This window comes from Planococcus sp. TJ-301 (assembly GCF_058268475.1).
In genome coordinates, this window is record NZ_JBZDOH010000001.1 from 408,604 (window position 1) to 427,818 (window position 19,215).

General features: G+C 38.3%; 27 protein-coding genes and 1 pseudogene. 25 read left to right on the forward strand and 3 right to left on the reverse strand.

What is annotated here, in order from left to right; all coding sequences use genetic code 11:
- Positions 1-57: 57 nt before the first annotated feature.
- The 13 genes from AC4EHJ_RS02050 (at position 58) to AC4EHJ_RS02110 (ending at position 10,307) form a co-directional block, all read left to right on the forward strand.
- Entirely contained in the window at positions 58-216 is a 159-nt protein-coding gene (locus AC4EHJ_RS02050) for a hypothetical protein (RefSeq protein ID WP_490973929.1), read from the forward strand.
- On the forward strand, positions 206-1,021 hold the full coding sequence (gene thiM / locus AC4EHJ_RS02055) for a hydroxyethylthiazole kinase (RefSeq protein ID WP_490973930.1): 816 nt from the start codon (positions 206-208) through the stop codon (positions 1,019-1,021). Before AC4EHJ_RS02050 ends, thiM begins: the two co-directional genes overlap by 11 nt.
- The gene (gene thiD, locus AC4EHJ_RS02060; RefSeq protein ID WP_490973931.1) at positions 997-1,830 is read left to right on the forward strand and encodes a bifunctional hydroxymethylpyrimidine kinase/phosphomethylpyrimidine kinase; all 834 of its coding nucleotides are present in this window, start codon (positions 997-999) and stop codon (positions 1,828-1,830) included. The genes thiM and thiD overlap by 25 nt, the downstream gene beginning before the upstream one ends.
- Positions 1,820-2,461, forward strand: coding sequence for a thiamine phosphate synthase (gene thiE / locus AC4EHJ_RS02065; RefSeq protein ID WP_490973932.1), 642 nt, complete (start codon positions 1,820-1,822; stop codon positions 2,459-2,461). Before thiD ends, thiE begins: the two co-directional genes overlap by 11 nt.
- 1 nt (position 2,462) lies before the next feature.
- Positions 2,463-2,951 carry an energy coupling factor transporter S component ThiW gene (gene thiW, locus AC4EHJ_RS02070; RefSeq protein WP_490973933.1) on the forward strand — a complete coding sequence of 163 codons (489 nt, stop codon included), beginning with the start codon at positions 2,463-2,465 and terminating at the stop codon, positions 2,949-2,951.
- Positions 2,952-3,083: 132 nt separating this feature from the next.
- The gene (locus tag AC4EHJ_RS02075; protein ID WP_490973934.1) at positions 3,084-3,836 is read left to right on the forward strand and encodes a 3-oxoacyl-ACP reductase; all 753 of its coding nucleotides are present in this window, start codon (positions 3,084-3,086) and stop codon (positions 3,834-3,836) included.
- A gap of 79 nt (positions 3,837-3,915) precedes the next feature.
- Positions 3,916-5,223: an LLM class flavin-dependent oxidoreductase gene (locus AC4EHJ_RS02080; RefSeq protein WP_490973935.1), complete on the forward strand. Its 1,308-nt coding sequence runs from the start codon at positions 3,916-3,918 to the stop codon at positions 5,221-5,223.
- A gap of 421 nt (positions 5,224-5,644) precedes the next feature.
- Positions 5,645-6,607, forward strand: a complete 963-nt coding sequence (locus AC4EHJ_RS02085; protein ID WP_490973936.1) for a helix-turn-helix transcriptional regulator — start codon at positions 5,645-5,647, stop codon at positions 6,605-6,607.
- Between the two features lie 74 nt (positions 6,608-6,681).
- On the forward strand, positions 6,682-7,314 hold the full coding sequence (locus AC4EHJ_RS02090; RefSeq protein ID WP_490973937.1) for a type 1 glutamine amidotransferase family protein: 633 nt from the start codon (positions 6,682-6,684) through the stop codon (positions 7,312-7,314).
- 436 nt (positions 7,315-7,750) lie between these two features.
- Positions 7,751-8,152 (forward strand): DUF4275 family protein, encoded by a 402-nt coding sequence (locus AC4EHJ_RS02095; RefSeq protein ID WP_490975601.1) that lies wholly within the window; start codon positions 7,751-7,753, stop codon positions 8,150-8,152.
- Between the two features lie 67 nt (positions 8,153-8,219).
- Positions 8,220-8,765 (forward strand): hypothetical protein, encoded by a 546-nt coding sequence (locus tag AC4EHJ_RS02100; RefSeq protein WP_490973938.1) that lies wholly within the window; start codon positions 8,220-8,222, stop codon positions 8,763-8,765.
- A gap of 151 nt (positions 8,766-8,916) precedes the next feature.
- On the forward strand, positions 8,917-9,666 hold the full coding sequence (locus tag AC4EHJ_RS02105; protein WP_490973939.1) for a HEAT repeat domain-containing protein: 750 nt from the start codon (positions 8,917-8,919) through the stop codon (positions 9,664-9,666).
- A gap of 74 nt (positions 9,667-9,740) precedes the next feature.
- Positions 9,741-10,307 (forward strand): hypothetical protein, encoded by a 567-nt coding sequence (locus tag AC4EHJ_RS02110; protein ID WP_490973940.1) that lies wholly within the window; start codon positions 9,741-9,743, stop codon positions 10,305-10,307.
- Positions 10,308-10,675: 368 nt separating this feature from the next.
- Here the strand turns inward: AC4EHJ_RS02110 and AC4EHJ_RS02115 are convergent, their stop codons facing one another.
- Both AC4EHJ_RS02115 and AC4EHJ_RS02120 read right to left on the reverse strand, forming a co-directional pair.
- A complete protein-coding gene (locus tag AC4EHJ_RS02115) occupies positions 10,676-11,290 on the reverse strand; it encodes a hypothetical protein (protein ID WP_490973941.1) in 615 nt (204 codons plus the stop codon).
- A gap of 310 nt (positions 11,291-11,600) precedes the next feature.
- The gene (locus AC4EHJ_RS02120; RefSeq protein ID WP_490973942.1) at positions 11,601-11,882 is read right to left on the reverse strand and encodes a colicin immunity domain-containing protein; all 282 of its coding nucleotides are present in this window, start codon (positions 11,880-11,882) and stop codon (positions 11,601-11,603) included.
- 158 nt (positions 11,883-12,040) lie between these two features.
- On the opposite strand from AC4EHJ_RS02120, the gene AC4EHJ_RS02125 reads away from it, so the two are divergent.
- The 12 genes and pseudogenes from AC4EHJ_RS02125 (at position 12,041) to AC4EHJ_RS02180 (ending at position 18,815) form a co-directional block, all read left to right on the forward strand.
- Positions 12,041-12,442: a hypothetical protein gene (locus AC4EHJ_RS02125; protein WP_490973943.1), complete on the forward strand. Its 402-nt coding sequence runs from the start codon at positions 12,041-12,043 to the stop codon at positions 12,440-12,442.
- Positions 12,443-12,534: 92 nt separating this feature from the next.
- Entirely contained in the window at positions 12,535-12,759 is a 225-nt protein-coding gene (locus tag AC4EHJ_RS02130; RefSeq protein ID WP_490973944.1) for a MerR family transcriptional regulator, read from the forward strand.
- A 126-nt stretch (positions 12,760-12,885) separates the two neighbouring features.
- Positions 12,886-13,086: a hypothetical protein gene (locus AC4EHJ_RS02135; RefSeq protein ID WP_490973945.1), complete on the forward strand. Its 201-nt coding sequence runs from the start codon at positions 12,886-12,888 to the stop codon at positions 13,084-13,086.
- A gap of 525 nt (positions 13,087-13,611) precedes the next feature.
- Positions 13,612-13,770 carry a tRNA U-34 5-methylaminomethyl-2-thiouridine biosynthesis protein gene (locus tag AC4EHJ_RS02140; protein WP_490973946.1) on the forward strand — a complete coding sequence of 53 codons (159 nt, stop codon included), beginning with the start codon at positions 13,612-13,614 and terminating at the stop codon, positions 13,768-13,770.
- Positions 13,771-13,872: 102 nt separating this feature from the next.
- Complete coding sequence (locus tag AC4EHJ_RS02145; protein WP_490973947.1) at positions 13,873-14,118, forward strand: hypothetical protein; 246 nt, start codon at positions 13,873-13,875, stop codon at positions 14,116-14,118.
- Between the two features lie 301 nt (positions 14,119-14,419).
- Positions 14,420-14,866 (forward strand): hypothetical protein, encoded by a 447-nt coding sequence (locus tag AC4EHJ_RS02150; RefSeq protein WP_490973948.1) that lies wholly within the window; start codon positions 14,420-14,422, stop codon positions 14,864-14,866.
- Between the two features lie 657 nt (positions 14,867-15,523).
- Complete coding sequence (locus AC4EHJ_RS02155) at positions 15,524-15,892, forward strand: DUF4279 domain-containing protein (protein ID WP_490973949.1); 369 nt, start codon at positions 15,524-15,526, stop codon at positions 15,890-15,892.
- A gap of 507 nt (positions 15,893-16,399) precedes the next feature.
- Positions 16,400-16,621: pseudogene (locus AC4EHJ_RS02160) on the forward strand (DUF7878 domain-containing protein); the annotation flags it as partial.
- Positions 16,622-16,739: 118 nt separating this feature from the next.
- Complete coding sequence (locus tag AC4EHJ_RS02165) at positions 16,740-17,105, forward strand: immunity protein CdiI family protein (protein ID WP_490973950.1); 366 nt, start codon at positions 16,740-16,742, stop codon at positions 17,103-17,105.
- Between the two features lie 341 nt (positions 17,106-17,446).
- On the forward strand, positions 17,447-17,653 hold the full coding sequence (locus tag AC4EHJ_RS02170) for a hypothetical protein (RefSeq protein ID WP_490973951.1): 207 nt from the start codon (positions 17,447-17,449) through the stop codon (positions 17,651-17,653).
- A gap of 277 nt (positions 17,654-17,930) precedes the next feature.
- Positions 17,931-18,227, forward strand: coding sequence for a hypothetical protein (locus AC4EHJ_RS02175; protein WP_490973952.1), 297 nt, complete (start codon positions 17,931-17,933; stop codon positions 18,225-18,227).
- 120 nt (positions 18,228-18,347) lie between these two features.
- Positions 18,348-18,815, forward strand: a complete 468-nt coding sequence (locus tag AC4EHJ_RS02180; RefSeq protein WP_490973953.1) for a hypothetical protein — start codon at positions 18,348-18,350, stop codon at positions 18,813-18,815.
- Positions 18,816-18,945: 130 nt separating this feature from the next.
- Here AC4EHJ_RS02180 and AC4EHJ_RS02185 read toward each other — a convergent pair whose 3' ends face one another.
- Positions 18,946-19,209 carry a hypothetical protein gene (locus AC4EHJ_RS02185; RefSeq protein WP_490973954.1) on the reverse strand — a complete coding sequence of 88 codons (264 nt, stop codon included), beginning with the start codon at positions 19,207-19,209 and terminating at the stop codon, positions 18,946-18,948.
- Positions 19,210-19,215: the final 6 nt, after the last annotated feature.

The following is a 19,215-nucleotide window of genomic DNA, read 5'->3' on the forward strand; positions in this document are numbered from 1 at the left end:
GCCGCTTTCCTTAACTGGAAAGCGGTATTTTATTTTGCCTGAAAGGGGATGGAGAAGATGGTATTTACAATAGAAATGCAAGAAGCGAATGCAAGATTAAGGGATACGGATGATGAATGTCCTGTTGCCCAAAGAATGCCGGCTGGCAAATTAGCGATGTGGAAGAGACTGCAATTGCCGGCTTTGAAAGAAGCGGGTGTCTGGCATGTTGAATAGGATACGCAGTGAAAATCCGGTCATCCATTGCATCACCAATCACGTGGTTTCCAATTTTCAGGCGAACGGACTGCTGGCAATCGGCGCTTCACCTATTATGGGCGAGGCGAAAGAAGAAGTGGAAGAGCTGATTGGCATTTCCGGGGCATTGTCCCTAAATATCGGAACTTTGAATAAGGAGACGCTCGATAGCATGATCCTCGCCGGAAAAGAAGCAAATAAGAGGGGTGTCCCGGTCATTCTGGATCCGGTCGGAGCAGGCGCGACCGCTTTTCGGAAGGCTGCAGTCGAGAAAATTTTAACGGAGGTTGATGTCCGGGTGCTGCGCTGCAATGCAGCCGAAATTGCGGCGATCAGTGGAGTGTCATATGGTAGCTCCAAAGGAGTCGATGCAGGACATGCCAATGTCGATGTCGAAGAGCTGGCGAACCGCATGGCAAGAATATACGGGTTGATTGCTGCAGTGACGGGTGAAACCGATGTGGTGGCAGACGGTTCCCAAATTCAAAAGATTTCAGGCGGTGATCCGATGATGGCATCTGTGACAGGAATGGGTTGTCTGCTCAGCAGCGTAACGGCTGCTTTTGTCGCAATGGATCCGGAAAACCCGGCAGCCGCGACCATACAGGCTCTCCGTTTTTACGGAGCAGCCGGCGAAAAGGCAGCTGAAATTTCAAAAGGTCCAGGCAGTTTCCGGGAAGCCTTTTTGGATGTTTTGTTCACTATGAAGCAACAAGAACTAGAAGTCGAATTTCACAAAACAGAAGGAGGGGAAGAGTTGTGGCGGCGATCAAACAGGTCTTGACGATAGCGGGATCGGACTCTGGCGGCGGAGCAGGCATACAAGCGGATATCAAGACCTTTCAGGAGTTGGGGGTGTTCGGCACCTCGGCGATAACAGCGGTCACTGCCCAGAATACTTGTGGTGTTCACGGAGTTTATCCCTTGTCTGTTGAAGCGGTGAAAGCACAAATTGATGCTATTGGAGCGGACTTCCAAGTGGCGGCCTTGAAGACAGGAATGCTTTTCAACGCAGAAATCATTGCAGAAACGGCAAAAGGCATCAGCAAGTACGGCTGGAAAAACCTCGTCGTAGATCCGGTAATGATAGCAAAAGGCGGAGCTGTGTTGCTTCAGGAAGATGCGCTGGCAACATTGCGCGGATCATTATTGCCATTGGCAACGATTGTCACGCCGAATATTCCTGAAGCTGAAATGCTGAGCGGCATGGAAATCCGCAATGCCGGGGATCGAAAGAAAGCTGCTGAAAAAATTCTGGCTACAGGAACCAAAGCGGTTGTCATCAAAGGGGGCCATGCAAAAAAGTTTGTTTTTGCAGAGGATTATTACCTCCATCAGAATGGTGAAACGTTCATTTTGCGTTCGCCGTGGGTTGAAACAGAACAGACGCACGGCACCGGCTGCACATTCTCAGCGGCTTTGACAGCTGAATTGGCGAAAGGCAAAACGATGCGGGAAGCTTTGCATGTGGCGAAACGGTTTATCCAGGCAGCGCTCAGCCACCAGCTTCATATAGGTGCTGGCCACGGACCAACCAACCATGCAGCTTTCCAGCGCTTTCCAGCGAAAGGGGAGGTCTATCTTGTTCAATAAACCGGCGTTTTATTTCATCATGGGTACCGGCAATGTTGGTGAGAAAGACCCGTTGGTCATATTGGAAAAGGCTTTGCAGGGAGGCATCACTCATTTCCAGCTTCGAGAAAAAGGGGCAGGAGCTTTGCAAGGACAGGAGTTGCAGCGGTTTGCGAAAGATTGCCAATCCTTATGCGTAACTTATCAGGTGCCATTCCTGATTAATGACGATGTGGAACTTGCGCTAGCAATCGGGGCTGACGGCGTCCATATCGGCCAGGAAGATTTGGAATGCGGACAGGTTAGAGCGTTAATCGGCAAAGAAAAAATGCTGGGAGTTTCTGTGCATTCACTGGGGGAAGCTCAAATAGCCCTAGAGGCGGGAGCGGATTACTTTGGCATGGGACCGATTTTCGGCACACGGTCGAAAGCGGGTGCCAAACGGCCGGCAGGCACGTCCGAAATCGAAAAAGTCAGCAGCCATTTTCCGGCAATGCCGATTTTTGGCATCGGTGGGATTACCCCTCAAAATGCCGGGGCTGTCTGGCAAGCAGGAGCTACAGGTATAGCGGTAATTTCGGCGTTGGCGGCCGCTGAAGATGTCGGGATAGAACTAACACATTTCAGAAATTCGTATAAAGGAGAGCGTTAAAATGAAGACAAAACAGCTGGTCATTATGTCCATGTTTGTGGCGCTTGCAGTCGCAGGTTCCGCAGTCGTGTCCTTTCCGGCAGGAATTGCGCGTGCCTATCCGATCCAGCATGCGCTTAACGTCATAGCGGCTGTGTTCTTCGGCCCAATCCCTGCGGTTACGATTGCCTTTGTGACAGGTGTCGTGCGTGTGATGACTGGCACCGGTTCATTATTGGCTTTTCCGGGTGGAATGATCGGAGCCTTGCTGGCGGGGCTCTTGTACAAGATGTCCGGAAAAGTCGGCTTTGCGGCTGTGGGTGAAATGATTGGCACCGGCATCATCGCCTCTCTTATTGCCGTTCCGTATGCAAAATTGCTGATGGGGACTGAAACTGCGGCATTTTTCTTCATGCCGCCATTCCTTGTCTCAAGTATCAGCGGAGCTATTCTAGGTGTCGTGCTGGTTTATAAATTGGAGAAAAGTAAAGTTCGGGATTTATTATATTGATAGTCCCATACAATGTAGATGAATTAACATAAGAGCATTAAAGAAAGATAGGGATATGTTAATTAGTCAAATTCAATGATGTGACAATCGGTTCGCAAGAACCTTAAAAATTCTATACGAGGAGGAGTTACGATGAACAGAACAGTATTGGTAACGGGCAGTAGTAGAGGTTTGGGAGCCTCTATTGTAAAGACGTTGGCACAGCAAGGGTTTAAAGTGGTTATCAACTACTTTAAGAGCGAAGGAGCCGCTGAAAAACTTGTTTCTGAGCTGGGTAGAGAGAATGCTATTGCAATTCGTGCCAATGTCACAAATCGTCAAGAAGTTGAGGCCATGGTAAAGAAAGCAACAGAATATTTTGGCCAAATAGATGTCGTAGTCAACAATGCTTTGATAGACTTCAAATTTGATCCGAATAGACAGAAATCCTTTACAGAACTTACTTGGGAGGATTATCAAAAACAGCTGGATGGCACGTTAAAGGCCGCATTTAATGTAGCTCAAAGCGTTATGCCACAATTTATTGAACGACGAAATGGAAGTATTATCAGTATTGGCACTAATTTATATCAAAATCCTGTCGTCCCATACCATGAATATACAACAGCAAAAGCTGGACTGATTGGTTTTACGCGTAATATCGCTTCTGAACTAGGACAATACGGCATAAAAGCAAATGTAGTTTCAGGGGGCTTGTTAAAAACGACTGATGCGAGTTCTGTTACAACCCCAGAAGTATTCGATTTAATTGCTCAATCAACGCCATTGAAGAAAGTAACGACTCCTGAAGATGTAGCTAATATGGTCGCTTATTTATCTTCAGAAAATGCTGACGGTATTACAGGTCAGAATATAACAGTAGACGGCGGGTTGACCATGAACTAATAATCTACATTACAATAGATAGTTTTTTGAAAAAGAATATTTTAATCAGATAATCATGACATACGTAGAGGTGTAACGAATGAAAGAAACGCAAGGCAAACAACTACACTTAGGTGTTTTGCTGTATGGATGTGGGCATCATCAAGCTGCTTGGTTGATGCCTGATTCAAGGATTGAACGCATTGGGGACATTTCTTATTACCAATCCTTAGCACAGTTAGCCGAAACTGGTTGCTTTGATGCGGTTTTCTTTGCCGACAATCACTCATTCCCGGCTAACGATTCGGATGAAATGCCAGCATTTTGGCTAGATCCAGTGGTCAGTTTAACAGCTATTTCTCAAGTGACAAATTATGTGGGATTAGTTTCAACAATCTCCAGCACCTTTTCAAATCCTTTCACTGCTTCAAGACAGTTGTTAAGCCTAGATCACATTACTAAAGGACGTGTTGGGTGGAATCTTGTTACCTCAATGACGGATTGGGAAGCATTAAATCATAGTATGGAAGAACTGCCTTCCCATGACAAACGATATGAAAAAGCTGAGGAATTTGCTGTTTTAATGAATAAGTTATTTCTATCATGGGACAGCAATGAGTTTCTATATAATCGGACAGAAAGACAGTTGATCAACCCTGTAAATATACGACCTGTTAACCACAACGGTGCCTATTTTAAAGTAAAGGGCCCATCCACGACGCCTAAAAGCCCTCAAGGCAGACCAGTAGCCATGCAAGCAGGGGCTTCTAAACAAGGCATAACTTTAGCCGCAAAATATGCAGATGCAGTCTATTCCGTGTCATGGAGCTTAAATCAAGCAAAAAAGTTCCGCAAAAAGTTGGAGGAGCAGGTTAAGCGAAACAAAGGATGCGATCGGCATATTAAAGTATTCCCAGGTTTAGTCACGTATGTAGGTCGTACCCATGAAGAAGCTCTTGCCAAAAAATCAGCATTAGATGAGAAACTACCTGTAGAAACTGCTTTGAAACGGTTGAGTTTCTTTCTTCAACAAGATTGTTCAAATTGGGAAATCGATAAAAAAGTACCTCCCTTACCTCCAGCAGAAGAATTTATGGGTCCAGTTGGACGATACGAAACAATACTAGAAATTATTAACGATACTCAACCTACAGTAAAAGAACTATTAGGATATCTTAATGCAGGCGGCGGGCATTTCACGCTGATTGGTACTCCCGAGGAAATTGTGGATCAGATGGAGGTTTGGTTTGAGGCGGGTGTGGCTGATGGATTTAATCTTATGCCTCCTACATTACCCGGGAGTTTAAAGGACTTCGTTGACCTCATTGTTCCTGAAATGCAAAAAAGAAACATCTTCAGAAAGCAATATGAAGGGCGTACTTTCCGCGAACATTTAGGATTAACATGAATGAAGTAGTTTGAAGTGACTGAATTAGAGGCGAAGGTCGTTTTTGAAGGGGCAAGCCATTGGATGAAAGGGGCTTTGCTGCAAAATGAAACAAGTAGAAAAAGGTGCTTTGGCAAATGAAAATTTTAAGTACCATTCACTCCATTTTTTTACTTGCCTAAGTAATTTTCTAATGAGGGATGATTTACATATGAGGGATTATCAGAAGCTGCATAAATAGAAAGCGAGAAAATAGGTGGATTAAAGCTTGTTTTCTCGTTTTTTGTGTATGAAAGTGTTATTTTACGAACGGTTTATTTATGTGCACTACATTTATTGGTAAAAAAAGTTAAAGGAATCATGAAACAAATAACAGGAAAATAATGGTATGATTTTTCAAGAGAGAAAAGATCGAAAAAATTTTATATAGAGGGGGAATCATATGCCTAAAATTGACAATATGTTAGCAATTCTATGGATGCTTCGTTCAGGTGAAAAAATTACTGCACAACAAATTTCAGAAAAGTTGGAGATGAATATAAGAACTGTGTATCGGTATATTGATACAATTTCCACAAGTGGCGTACCTATCATTTCAGAACCAGGACATAACGGTGGATACACTTTAATGAACAATTTTATTGAGGCTCCACTTTTTTTTGATCTGGAGGAGCAGACTTCACTGGTTCACGCGGCTGTTTTTGCAGAAGAAGCCGGATATTATGGAGGCGAAGCGCTGAACAGGGCCATCTCTAAACTAAGTAACTACTCAAACCAAGAACAGGAAACAAAGATAAACCTACATTTGACAAGTCTTGAAGTCATCAGTCGATCAAGTTCACTCTCTACGGTACCTTTTTTGAAGGAGTTGGAGCAGGCCGTATCTGCCGGGTGTTCCGTAAAAATTCTTTACCATAAAAATGGCGAAACGCAATTCAATGATAGATTGATCGATCCGTATAGAATCATCTATTGGAATAATAAGTGGTATACGATCGGATTTTGTCATCTTAGACAGGATCTCCGTAGTTTTAGAGCAGATCGAATTGAAAGTCTCATCCAAACCGAACATAAGTTTAACCGGCCAGAAAATTTTTCAACTCGTGACTTTTTTATAAAAAATCTTCTTCCAGCTATCGAAGATAAGGAAGGGATAATTTCTCTGGTTATTAAGGGGGATAAAAATGTATTGGCTGATATTTGCCAACATTGGTTTTTAGGACATTATTTACAAGAACAGACTTCAAATCAAGCAGTGTTTCTTCTGGAAAAAGATGTGATACATACATATGTACCTTATTTACTTTTACCGTACAATAAATCACTTAAAGTTATTGAGCCAATAAGTCTTAAGAAAAGACTTATTGAAGTTCTGTCGGAATTAATTAAATTTCATGAAGTATGATGACTTCCCTGACGGTACCTGTCAGGGAAGTTATTTTATACTAGCACTATCAATTGAGATTGGAGTGTTATTGAATGCAAATAAAAAACGTTTTTCTCTATGTATTTAATACAATGTCGGACTGGGAATATGGATATTTAATTGCTGAACTAAACTCAGGAAGATATTTCAAAAAAGATGTAGCACCTTTAAAAGTAATTACAGTGGGAGCTAATAACGAAATGATTACTACGATGGGAGGACTGAGCATAAAACCAGATATTTCCCTTGATGAATGTGCTTTTGAGAGTAAAGATCTTTTAATTTTGCCAGGAGGGACTACTTGGAATGAAGAAATTCATCAACCTCTCTTGGAAAGAACTGGCCAAGCTTTACAGCTTGGTGTTATTGTTGCCGCAATTTGTGGGGCAATTGAGGGCCTCGCAAATATGGGATACTTAGATACCAGAACGCATACAAGTAATAACTTGGAATATACTAAAATGGTATCCCCTAATTATAAAGGAGAAGAGTTCTATGAGTTGGGATCTGCGGTATCCGATGCGAATTTAGTTACGGCAACAGGAATCGCTCCTCTGGAATTTGCCATGGAAGTACTGAAAAAAATAGATGTATTTACACCAGATGCATTAAATTCATGGTATAACCTGAATAAGAATCATCAACCTGAATACTTCTTCCAGTTAATGAATTCAATAAATAAGTGAAGTAACTGAAAAGCTCAATTTCTCTATTTTGATTTGTAGAGAAGTTGGGCTTTTTGATTTGGAATTTCCTTATCGTTGTAAATCCGCATTTTACTAATGCTAGCCCAATATCAGAAATTGTATAAAGGAATCTTTATCCACAAAATCAGTTAACATATGAGGAATTATCAGCAGTAGCGGTTATTCTAATAGCAACATACTAAGGGGAATGCCATGCTAATCAGCACGGCTTTTCCCTTTTGTCTATATGAGTATAGATTTACGAACGCTTTACTTTACAAAATTAGCTATCTATCTGCTTAGTAGGTCCGTATATTTAAAGAATCAGTTATTAAATTTAGCTTTTAAATAAATGGGGAAGCATAGAAAAAGTGCTGAACATAGATGCTCTTTAAAAAAGGAGATTAGTAAGTTGGATGAACTTTTACAGTGACAAATAAATCGATTACAGAACATGAACATTAGCTTTACAGTAATGCCAAACAAGGAGAATGAGTTAGAGCAGCGGTGGGAAGAAGCTTTTACTAAGGAGATCAGCAAATCCCAAAAGCGGAAGATGGCGTTTAAGCAATGTATGTGGAATGTCTTCAGCTGGAGTAAAATCGAGTGTTTAAAAGAGCAGTGGGCGATAGGTGCTTTTGATTTGCAGAAAAAGGCTGGATGCTATCTTATTTGTCCATCTAGCGAAGATGCACTACATATCCCAAAGGCTAGTCGACTAAAAGCGAAAGATATTGCTCCTATGGGTCGTGATCTCTATATCGTCGATAAACACTTCACCTGGACCTATGTTCTGACCCACGAAGAAGACTGTGGTCCTTATTTTTATAAGCTTTAAGATTACATTGCTCTTATACCGACTAATGTCTATATAAAACATCAGCAAATAATAAGGCGGTGAGAAAGTGGAAATATCACTAAATGATTTTTTAATTGGAGAAGGTTTTTCCTATACTTTTAAATGTGGGAAGAGCGGGAGGATTAATTTTTATTTTTTTATCGATTCAAATGAAGAGCATTTAACTAGGAGTTATAGCAAAGTTTTAAAAGAATTTTTAGAAAAGTTAAATAGGTACCCGATTTATCTGCATGGAATTAGTGGTTCGAAGGAAATCAATATATCAGAAGGAGCAACAATATTGAAAGTTATGCCTAGAAATTATCATCATCTAGTAGAACTAAATACAATTGAAGAGCTGCTTAATTATTTTTCTAAAGCATATTTGGACGCTTATAACAATGAGAGTATTTTGTTTTCTACCGAGAAAACGATAGAAATGGATTATACAAGCGACATTGGTTTAGCGAGATTTATTTTGGATTTTACAAAAACGGCATCAAAAGAAAGGTATTATCTTTGGATTGGCCATGACGGAATAGGTTTTGACTTCGTTTCGAATTTTTCTGATTATCCGTATAAGGAAGTTCCGATTACAAGGGAAGAGGATTAAATGAAAACATATCCATCTATTATGTTTATTAGAGATCTGGAAATAAATGTAACTGATATGCCGTTAAGTTATATTCAGAAAAGAAGGTAACATGATGAATCTATTACTCAAAAATTTTACAAGGGAGTATCGAAGGGGGAAATGTTCCATCATGAAATCCGGGCAAAAAATAATGATCATACAGGGATTACTCGAACAGGCTGGGCCGAATGCCATCGGAAAGATTGCCGCCTTTTTAGAAGATGAGGATTCCCACGTTATCTGGATGGCCATCGATGCTTTGGGAACATTGCCGATTAGTGAAAAAATCAAATCCATCTTGTTGTCCTTGATTGAAAATCCGAATGAAGAAATCCGATTCAAAGCTCTCGAATCACTGTGGGGTTATACGGGGGACGATGTTTTGCACGCGGTGGTCGCGCGGTTAAAAGACGACAATGAACTGGTGCGCATCTCAGCGATAGAAGCCTTGGGCGAGATGCGGGATAGCAGAGGGAAACAGCATCTGATAGCTGCCTTAACCGATGAGGAAGAGATTGTACGAAGGGAAGCGGCAGAAGGGCTAGGCGAACTTGGAGATGCATCGGCAATCCCTGTACTGCAAGCCTTTCTTCAGAACGAAACAAGCAGTACCGCGAAAGTCGGTTTCTATGTCGGTCTCTGCCTTTTGGGTGCTGAATTTCGCCTGCAGTCTCTTTTGAATCTATTGAAAGACCCTTCTTATCAGGTGCGTTGTTCAGTTGCCAACATCGTGTTGGATTTGATCGATGAAGAGAATAAAAAGCTTATTAAAAAAGCGCTGCAAGCAGCACTCAGGAGGGAAACGACAAATGCTGCCCGGTCCAGCTTGCAAAGCGCATTGGATGAACTAAGTTCCTCAAGTGATTCAACTATGAAGTGAGTATGTAAACAGTTGAATGTAACTTATTGGTAAGTAAGTACATTCAATTTTAAGTATAGGGTGGAGGGAATCAATTGAAAAAGCAATATTTTGTTCAATATTCAGATGCCAGTTTAATAAACGCTTTTGTCCTTCCAAAGGATATGTTTGAATCAATTGCTGTAGGAATTAGAGACATGGAAACCACCTTTCTTTTTACGTTGATTCAAAATATGTGCACCTTTCCAATTTTTTTCGTACTGGAATCGGTGATTTTTGAACACATAGAAATGAGTATTGCGGAAAAAAATATCTCGCCCTACAAATTTTCTTCGGACGGTTTTATTATTAAAATTGATTCGGCTGACACATTAGAATGGGTTTCCACTATTACGGTTGAGTTGGTTTTAAATGGAATAGAAGTGTTTATTTTCTTTGGAGAAGGTATCTCTGAAATGAATCTAGTTCCAATAAGAAATTGGGATAGGCCTACAGAATTTAAAAATCTTGATTTTGATAAAATCGAAACTTTTATAGATGCATACGAGGTTGGCCTTACTATATTTACGAAGAATGAAAAATACAACTCACCTAAAAAAGTTACACAGTACATACCGGCAGATTACTCGCTTGATTTAGAGAATAGTGACACTGAATACTAAAATATTTGTGGCTTTAGCAGCACTTGGTTATATACCATTTTGAATATAACTTATTGTGAATGAAGTTACATTCAAAACACGACTAATTTTAGGAGTTAGAAAATGAGAAAAGAATTTTAAAACAAGAGAAATGGAATATAGTACTTTTTCTTTTTGCAATGATAGTTGGATATGTTTCTAGTGTGATTTTTATTGGTGGTCCTGTTACTTATTCAGCACCAGCCGGTGTATTAATGGGGTTTCTTATACTTGAATCATGGAATTACAGAAACTTTAAAAAAGAATGGGAAATCAAAAGACAGAGCAGTACTTGGAGAAAGTTTTAATTCTTTCAAACTGAATGTAACTTAATAGCAATTAAGTTACATTCAATCTTCATTGTTTACAATCGATGTTTCAACTGGAAAATAGCTGGCCAGCTTTTCAATTGTCGAGGAACGGGGTTCGGTTGTATAGAGGTTAAACCCATCCCCATCATGCCAAATCTCGATAACTGTCGATGCACCATTCATATCAAAGTGAGGCCATATCCAAGTCTTCTCACGTCCAAACCAGCCCTTCCCTAACACGGATTTATACACGATATTATCTGAGAATGAAAAGGCGTAGAAGTTATTACAAGTTGCTATCCAAAAAGTTTCTTGTATAACAAATGCCAGTGAAGAAGGGGTTTCGATGGTGAGTTTAAAAACAGGAAACCGTTTGTTTTTCAGCCCCTCAAATCTTAAAGAGTATTCAATGTTTTTGCCTTGAAAAAGGCCTTCCAAATCCTCTTCCATCCCATTAAACGGTTCAAATGTAAAATAGATTGGAAATAGGAATTTTGTACAAATGAACTCAACGAGTAGTTCACCTGTTGAATTAGGATCAGCAATAGATTCAAAAGGAGCCATATGAAACTTCTCAACAGTTTGACCATCCTCACACAAAAGCATTTCTCCATCCGACCCAATAGTTTCAGGAATGATAAAAACCTTATCCATTAGTGCTGCCTCCTTTACATGGAAGAATATTTCACGTTCTTAGTATCACACTTTTATCTAGAATTTGCAGTTTACATAACGATGGTTGAATGTAACTTATTACAAATTAAGTTACATTCATGCCCCCCTATTCTAAAGAAGTTAGAAGCATTACAAGAGAAAGTGAATTTGCTAGAAAAAATGATACATACAAAAGGCTATTCTGTCAGGCTTAAAGCTAGGATAGTGAAGGACAAAGTTTACATATCATGAATTATCGGAAGTTATAAAAAAAGGAGCTGCTGGTTATTAGCAGCTTCTTTCTCTTTTTCTATTGATTGTCCATCAATTGATTTAATCTAAACAACGCTTCCGTGATCTCTTTTCGAAGTTGTTGCTCAGAAATTTCAAAAGGAGTTTCTTGTACTGGAAGACATTCATGCCAGTAACAATCTGCAGCTTCAAAGACAGCATTCAAAATCTCAAATTGAGCTTCCGTCATTCGATCATCCCATTCAATAAATTTTTTCATGTAAACTGTTTGAAATTCATCGGCCGATAGTTCACCCGTAAGAAACTTCACCATGAGGTCTTTATATTTGGCTTCTATCATTTTTCTTCCTCCCGATAACTTGTGATATGTAAACTACCAATACTGGTAAGCGCTGCTGCTGTTTTTTTAAAACAGATAGCTTCTTTCTATTTTTCGGCTCATAATTTAACTATGCACTTTTAGGACTTTAAATTGCTAAAAGCAAAAGGAGTAGTTCTATGATTCAATTACTTGAAGACCAGGAATGGAAATTAGTTCTGGAAGAAGAAAATCAAAAATACCGTTTTAAAATTACTCATAAAAATTTTATAGAAATAACGACGATGTTTATGGAATTTAATAAAGACATGCTGCTGATCACTCAAAAGGTGTTAAAGGATATTGGCAAAGAAATTGAAAAAGGAAAAACAAAAAGCAAATATGACTCATTTGAGCTCTTAGAAGATAATACCGGAAACTTTTTACTGACTATTGATTTAGGGGCATATCATAACTTTGACTTAAAATTTATTAATTACTCTGCAGATTTCCAATTAGATTTTATCGGACATTCTTACGAGTTAATAAAGTTAAAAGATGCTGTCAACTTAATTATCGAAGAGCAATCTTACTATCCTTAAAATTTCAGCAAACTGTTCGATGAAAAAAACTAAAACATGTATGAGTGATCGAACTCTTATAACATGAAACCAAAAGAGGTGGTGATGGTTTGATGATGACGCCGAGTGAAATAAGTGCCAAATTAAATATTCAACCCTCTACATTGCGAAAGTATTCGGCTTTGCTCGAACAGGAGGGCATTCAATTCAAACGAACCCATAAAAATGCCCGTCTTTACACGGATAGCGAGTACATAGCGATTGAAAGCATCATAGCGACAGTGCATAGCGGTAAGAAATCGCTTGAAGATGCTGTCATAGAAGCATCTATGATATAAAAAGGGGCATCTCTGTAGCGCCACGTGAGCGCGATAGCGACGACATAGCAACTGCTACGCAATGAAGTCAAACAGCTAAAAATCCAGCTACAGCAACAAGAGGAGCGTCAAAAAGAACGGGATATCATGTTTGTAGAAGTCCTGGAGAAAATGCAGCAGAAGATTGATCGGATGGAAGCACAACAGAAACAATTACTTGCACCAGTACAGGAAGAATCCGAGGTAGATGCGCCAGAATCGTCCTCACAGCAGCCAGAAAGCGAACCTGAAACGGTAACACCTAAAAAAGATACACGAAGTTTATGGGCCAGGATCTGGAACAAATAGAAGGCGCTAATTTAGGGGATGTGAATGTAACTTAAGTGCAGTTAAGTTACATTCAGATTCCATTATATTGACTTAGTAAAGCTTTTAAGAGCTTGGTTAGAAAGAGAAGTAAAAGTAGATATCTTATGGAGTAATATGATCTTAGTGGGGGAGGTTTCTTAATGACCAAGTACTTAAAAGATGCACTTACAGTGGTATTAGTAACATTTGTAGTATCAGTTATTTTGCACCTTATTCTCTTTGGAGAAGTAAGATGGGTCCCACTTATTAGCATCATTCCGATTATATTTGTTGGAAGATTATTTATACAACCTATCTTAAAAAGAAATTAGACAAGTTCAGTATTACACGAAAACTTATTCAACTGTAGCTGTTCTATCTATAGTGAATGTAACTTATTGTGATTAAGTTACATTCAAATTAGCAAAATACTTCATTCCTTAAAATATCTATAAAACTTAGAATATTTAATTAAATTACATGTTAAAGTTTAAAAACAGACCAAAGATTCGAATGGAGGACAAAATGAAAGGTTTACTTTTAGCAATCTTAGGGGCACTAGTAGCATGGTTCGTAATTAGTTTCTTTACAGATGATTGGAATGCAGGAGGACTAATAGGCATAGTCATTGGAATTGTAGTAGGATATCAAATCGGAAAAACAAATAAAGAAAAATCTAGCTAAATATTTTTTGTTAGAACTGAATGTAACTTAATAGCAATTAAGTTACATTCAAAGTCGTGGTACAATTTGGTATATATGGATTTATTATTTAGGGGGAGTTCAATGAACAACAAGTTTTGGAAAGTCGCTGGATTCTCATTTTTAATTGTATTTATTCTCACTTATTTGCTAGGCGATCACACAATAATGACAACTGATGTAAATGGAATGGTTTCACCAGCATTATTAACGGATTCCGAATACTTTTTCAAAACAGCTGGTTATTCTTTAGTGATTACTGCAATTATTTTATTAGTAGTTTACTTAATTAATTTGCTTCAGAAAAAAAGTCAAAAACAATCGTCTTGAGGCAGTACGTACTCAAAAGCTCTTATCGTCAATACGCATACCGACAATAAGAGCTTTTGGACTTTTTTATGGAAAACTGAATGTAACATATGTCTAAATAAGTTACATTCAAAACCCTGGTTCCATTGACTTTCCCAGAAATAACGAAGAAATAAAGATTTCTGAAAAAAAGATACATTCACATCCTTGATTTTACTGGACTCGCCTTTTCCTTGGCGGCACTCTGTTTACTTTAGTAAAAATCCTTAAGTAACTTGTTTGTAGGGAAATTTAGGTCGTACCAACAGAAGGAGGGAGAAAATTGGTGAAAAAATATGGGGTCGGCCTTATCTTATCCCTCGTTGTTTTACTTCTTATCTTTGTCGTGGATGCACAAATTTATCACCACGTGATGCTCTTGAACACCCCGATCATCCTTTTAAGTCTGCATGTAATCGTCCACAAACACCTTATACCGGAAAAGCGATATGGAGCCTATTTCTTTTTTGTGCTAATGGTGGGAGCCTCGATTTTCTTTTCGCTTCCGGAATTTACCTATCAGCAAGCCCGGGAACAGATTTTTGCTACCTACGGCCAGGATCTACATCTGATGGACCAAGACAACTTGCCCCTCGGTCGGGACGATGCCTGGCATCCCTTCGCGCCCAGATGGGGCTATGCTTTTGCGGGAACCGTGCCATCCAGCAACGAGCATATCTCCTTTCTCTTTATTCCGGACAGCGGAAGAATTTTCGAAATTGCCCCCTGAGAAACTTTTCGTTAATGCCTAGTTGTTCCGTAAAGATGAAAATGAACTAAGGCATACGCAGTGGAATGGACTTTTCTTATCGGTGAACGATTGGATACCGATAATGAAACGGACAACTGTCCATTTTAGATATGGCGGTCAGCAACATGCAATTGTGGCAATTAGTTCTATCTAGATGCTGGACTAATCGGAAAATCTCCTAGATTTCACTGCACGCATCTGTTTCAGTTTCATCAGTACAAGATTGAAGGGAGTGTATTACAAAGTAGTAGCGCTTCTTTTCAACGTTTGTTCGCAAAATCTTAATTTAGCGAACAAATCAAATCTATTTAAAGACGTAGGAAGAGGGGATAACTCTTTAATATTCTTAACCTAAAAGTTTACGCTAAATTCATCATTATTTTACATATGAGGGATCATCAGAAGCAGAAGTAATTCTTATAGCAAACACAAAAGAGAAAGAGAGTGCCGGAAAAGCACTATTCTTCCTCTTTTGTTTGTATAAGTGGACTTTTACGAACGCTTTTTAAATCGATTTGATTAATAATTTTCATAAGATATTTTCTGATTACTGGTAATATGATTGAAAGAGTATTTGAAAACAGACCATTACTATTGTGCGTAGGAAAACTATTTAAAATGGCTTAGGGGGATACTATGGAAAAAACGAATAGCTATACGTATTTTGGAATTGCCAGTAATGGGGAACTGGGCGACCGCGGGTTCCAAGCTAATAAAAAAGGAATGTTCAATCCAATAGAGATAACTGATTTGCTGGACATTCAGCCTTTTAGTAGTTGGGCCTATGGGGACAGCAGAGTGAGTGGACCTAAGTATCGTTTCTCTTCATGGGATGCGGAAAAATCCGATATTGATAGATTAGATGTAGAAGCCCAGTGCAGGGATACTATTAAAAGGTTAAAAAACAAAATTCCACTTCTCAATCAGATAAAGAAACAATATGACGTGATTTTTGTCCTGATGATTGTCCCTAGCATATATGGTGACGAACAGCCTTGGATCTAGTTTAATGAAGAAGTAATAGAATTTTGTTACTTAACAGGAACTACAATTAAAGTGGATATGTATATGCATTCTTTAGTGGATTAAGACGAAGAATCATTGAATTAACAAGCACTATCAATGAAAAGCAAACAAGGGATCCAAATCGTATTATTTTTTTGAAATACAGAGACGAAGCTTCATTAGAAAATGGTTCCAGTTGGAAGGGAATGTAACTAAAGTGCAGGGCAGGGCAGTGAAGTTATATTTAGAAAAAGTTCAAATAGAATTCTGCTAAGGGACTGAAGACATGGCAAATCTGTCAATCGATTTTAAATTGGATCCGGCGTTAAAATTGGATAAAAAGTTACTTCAACATAAAAACGGGAATTTATTGATCGATGTACAGGGAGAATTACAAATTAGCATTAATCAGTCAATTTTTTCCTGGAGCCGTCCTTAGCGATCCTTGAACTGGGAGTAGATTTGAAAAGTTGGAGAATGAAAGATCAATGAGCCGTAAACAACTTTTACTTTTTCACGATGGAACACGATGAACGAGAAGGCCCAATCTTAGCTTTTATTAAAAAAAGCGAAGAAGAGTGGCTTCTCTTTTCGATTTGGCAGGAATTTAAACAGGATGATACCCTAACCTCTGCTGATTTGATGAAAGCAGTAGATTGTTTTTTAACCGAATTAGAAGAAGTTTTAGTTAAGAAATTTATTATCAGGTACTCGGATTTTCATCAATGAGCGTTATGGTATGGAGCACATAATGTACTCGAACTTATAAACGAAAGGTATAATTTATTAACGACTTTCTATTGAATTACCTTCTCTTTTGCTTAACACCTATTATGTAGCTGAAGACATGAAAGGAACGAATGATAAACTTATGAGATGTTTGTGCGAAAAACAGGAAACACATGAAGTGAAATTGGAAGGGGATGTGGGAACAGATCCTCTTTGGTGCATTCATTGTGGATGCAATCTTGAAGTAGAAGATTTGCCAGTCTCAACTAACTTGCAAGTTGAATTAAATAAGTGGGCTGTAGCTTATGGGAACTTGATTGATTGGGAGATAGACAGATTGCTTCCTAATGGACAGATGCTTGAGAAAGAACACAATAAATTGGGAATGGATCTCACTGAAAAGTTAAAGGATGAGCTTAATGGAAGTTTAAAAGTTGTATTTTCACCTTCCTCAATAGTCAGCGATTATCAGGGAGAAAATTAAAGTGATCTAGAATATAGATTACAAAATGGTTTACAAGATAACCATTACTGGGGTGTTCGACTTTAGCATTTTGTGTTTTTTCAGTAATTTATGGTGAACTAGACCAATAAAAGACAGTTTACATATGGCCGCTTTATGAGCAGCTGCTTGAATATGAAGAGAGAGAAGATGTGGCAAGAGCACCTTTTCTCTCCTTTTTGTCTGTAAAAGTGTCTTTTTACGAACGGTTATTTTCTGATAAATTTTCATTGAGTATAATTTTAATATGGTATTATTGGTAAAAAATGAAAATCTAAAGTTGCACTGCTGATGAAACCGTACTAAAAGAGGAGGATTACCTTGTGGAGTGGAATTGGAATAAAACTAGCATCAATCTTCCGTATTCATATGAAAATCTTAAGACTCTTTTAGATGAAGTCTGCAAGAAAGAAAACCAATTTTCTCAAGTTGATTTTTGCATGTGGTGCGATAATTTAACAATGGCTTGGGAAGAAGAAGATTTAGATGACCAGGATGAATTAGCTTTTTCTATTGCCCGGGGATATTGAGTGTCAGTGGGATTTGTATGACCACGGTTTTTCTTCGTATGAAAAACTGATGAAAGAAGACCTTTCCAAATTGGAATTGCCACCTGAATGTTTTAAGGAATGGGCAGCTAAATTGAACAAAAAATAACCAAGGAATTACTGGATGTGAATGTAACTTAAATGCAGTTAAGTTACATTCGATTATCTATTCCATATAAAAATTGCTCTTATCTTTTATTGTCCAGACTAAAAAAAACTTTAAAAGTAAGATAGTTGTTACCGAAATGGAGGAAATCATGTGCAGGTATGGATTCCTTGGCTTGCGACTGTTTTGTTCGGATACTTTGCACTTTCCGGCTTGTATGCTGGATTGAAACCCTATAAAAATGAAGAGGAAAGAGAATTCGATGATGCCTTTTCCTATGGCGATGGAATCTTTGCGGCTGTGGGATTAGTTTTTGCCTTTGTCTTATGGGTAAGCGAAAAAATATTTCCTCAAAGATTCCAATTAGTCGTTTATAGGGGAGTTGCTCTTTTAATTGCTTTGGTTATGATGGGGATGATTTATTTATTTTGGTACTTTTATTTCAATTAAGCAGATGGAAATCTAAATAATTATGTAAGGATTAATGATTTTGAATGTAACTTATTGGTAAGTAAGTTACATTCGGAGTCACGAAAGAATTACAACCCAAAATGAAGATAGGATGTTTTTATGGAAAGACTCTATACAAAGTGGGAGTTAGAAAATCTGGAAGATCGGTATGAGTTTTTATTTCCAGTTCCTTATGAATCAAATACGATACCAGACAGATTGAAGGAAATGCGAGAAGTTTCTTTCGCTGCAATTACTTGCCAGTTGATTCAGGACGATTTTTCTTTGATTGTATGTATTCCCCATCTCCCAGTAGTTAAAGTATTAAAACAAGCCGAAGTGCTTAGTACGAGCTATTCTTTTAAGCTCTTAAGAATACCATCTCAAAATTACAATGCTGCTATCGAAGAATTTTTAATAGAAAACTCTACTGAATTAAAGTTTTTTTGGATAAAGGATATTCAGAAATTGCAGTTTGAGATGCCAAAAACCAGTTACGAAAGAATAAAATTAGTAAACATGAACCAAAATGAAATTTATAGTTTTTGGCTAGAAGATCGAGAATGTACAATTGCAACGTGGAATTAAATGCTTCTTATCTAACATTCTTAACTTCAATTTTTACTTGATTAAATAGCCGAAAAACAAATGTAACTTATTGTGAAGTAAGTAATATTCAGAACTCTGCTTTATGAAGGCTATTTTTTAATTATTAAACCTATTTAAACCAATATAAAAAAAGACAAATATATATAATAGTCACTACTGAAACATTCAATTTACTTTCTCTTCGGTTGAATGCAACGGTAAAAAGAAAGACAAAAAGAGAGAATAAAGCCAGTCGAATAGCAAAGGTATTAGTATAATCATTTTCATAAAAACTCATCAATATTACTCCTAAGGCAGCGCTAATAATTAAAATTAAAGTTTCATGCTGCTGCATTTTCTCTGCGAACGTTGGCTTCTCTCCAACTTCGTTCATGATGAC

Excerpts from the sequence above, each read along its gene's own strand:
- AC4EHJ_RS02145 (WP_490973947.1), top strand. The coding sequence starts at position 13,873 with ATGAACAACAAGTTTTGGAAAGTCGCTGGATTCTCATTTTTAATTGTA.
- AC4EHJ_RS02080 (WP_490973935.1), top strand. The coding sequence starts at position 3,916 with ATGAAAGAAACGCAAGGCAAACAACTACACTTAGGTGTTTTGCTGTAT.
- AC4EHJ_RS02125 (WP_490973943.1), top strand. The coding sequence starts at position 12,041 with ATGATTCAATTACTTGAAGACCAGGAATGGAAATTAGTTCTGGAAGAA.
- AC4EHJ_RS02120 (WP_490973942.1), bottom strand. The coding sequence starts at position 11,882 with ATGATAGAAGCCAAATATAAAGACCTCATGGTGAAGTTTCTTACGGGT.
- AC4EHJ_RS02130 (WP_490973944.1), top strand. The coding sequence starts at position 12,535 with ATGATGACGCCGAGTGAAATAAGTGCCAAATTAAATATTCAACCCTCT.
- AC4EHJ_RS02105 (WP_490973939.1), top strand. The coding sequence starts at position 8,917 with ATGAAATCCGGGCAAAAAATAATGATCATACAGGGATTACTCGAACAG.
- AC4EHJ_RS02165 (WP_490973950.1), top strand. The coding sequence starts at position 16,740 with ATGAAAGGAACGAATGATAAACTTATGAGATGTTTGTGCGAAAAACAG.
- AC4EHJ_RS02090 (WP_490973937.1), top strand. The coding sequence starts at position 6,682 with ATGCAAATAAAAAACGTTTTTCTCTATGTATTTAATACAATGTCGGAC.
- thiW (WP_490973933.1), top strand. The coding sequence starts at position 2,463 with ATGAAGACAAAACAGCTGGTCATTATGTCCATGTTTGTGGCGCTTGCA.
- AC4EHJ_RS02140 (WP_490973946.1), top strand. The coding sequence starts at position 13,612 with ATGAAAGGTTTACTTTTAGCAATCTTAGGGGCACTAGTAGCATGGTTC.
- AC4EHJ_RS02075 (WP_490973934.1), top strand. The coding sequence starts at position 3,084 with ATGAACAGAACAGTATTGGTAACGGGCAGTAGTAGAGGTTTGGGAGCC.
- AC4EHJ_RS02050 (WP_490973929.1), top strand. The coding sequence starts at position 58 with ATGGTATTTACAATAGAAATGCAAGAAGCGAATGCAAGATTAAGGGAT.
- AC4EHJ_RS02085 (WP_490973936.1), top strand. The coding sequence starts at position 5,645 with ATGCCTAAAATTGACAATATGTTAGCAATTCTATGGATGCTTCGTTCA.
- AC4EHJ_RS02185 (WP_490973954.1), bottom strand. The coding sequence starts at position 19,209 with ATGAACGAAGTTGGAGAGAAGCCAACGTTCGCAGAGAAAATGCAGCAG.
- AC4EHJ_RS02135 (WP_490973945.1), top strand. The coding sequence starts at position 12,886 with ATGTTTGTAGAAGTCCTGGAGAAAATGCAGCAGAAGATTGATCGGATG.
- AC4EHJ_RS02155 (WP_490973949.1), top strand. The coding sequence starts at position 15,524 with ATGGAAAAAACGAATAGCTATACGTATTTTGGAATTGCCAGTAATGGG.
- AC4EHJ_RS02115 (WP_490973941.1), bottom strand. The coding sequence starts at position 11,290 with ATGGATAAGGTTTTTATCATTCCTGAAACTATTGGGTCGGATGGAGAA.
- AC4EHJ_RS02180 (WP_490973953.1), top strand. The coding sequence starts at position 18,348 with ATGGAAAGACTCTATACAAAGTGGGAGTTAGAAAATCTGGAAGATCGG.
- thiM (WP_490973930.1), top strand. The coding sequence starts at position 206 with ATGTTGAATAGGATACGCAGTGAAAATCCGGTCATCCATTGCATCACC.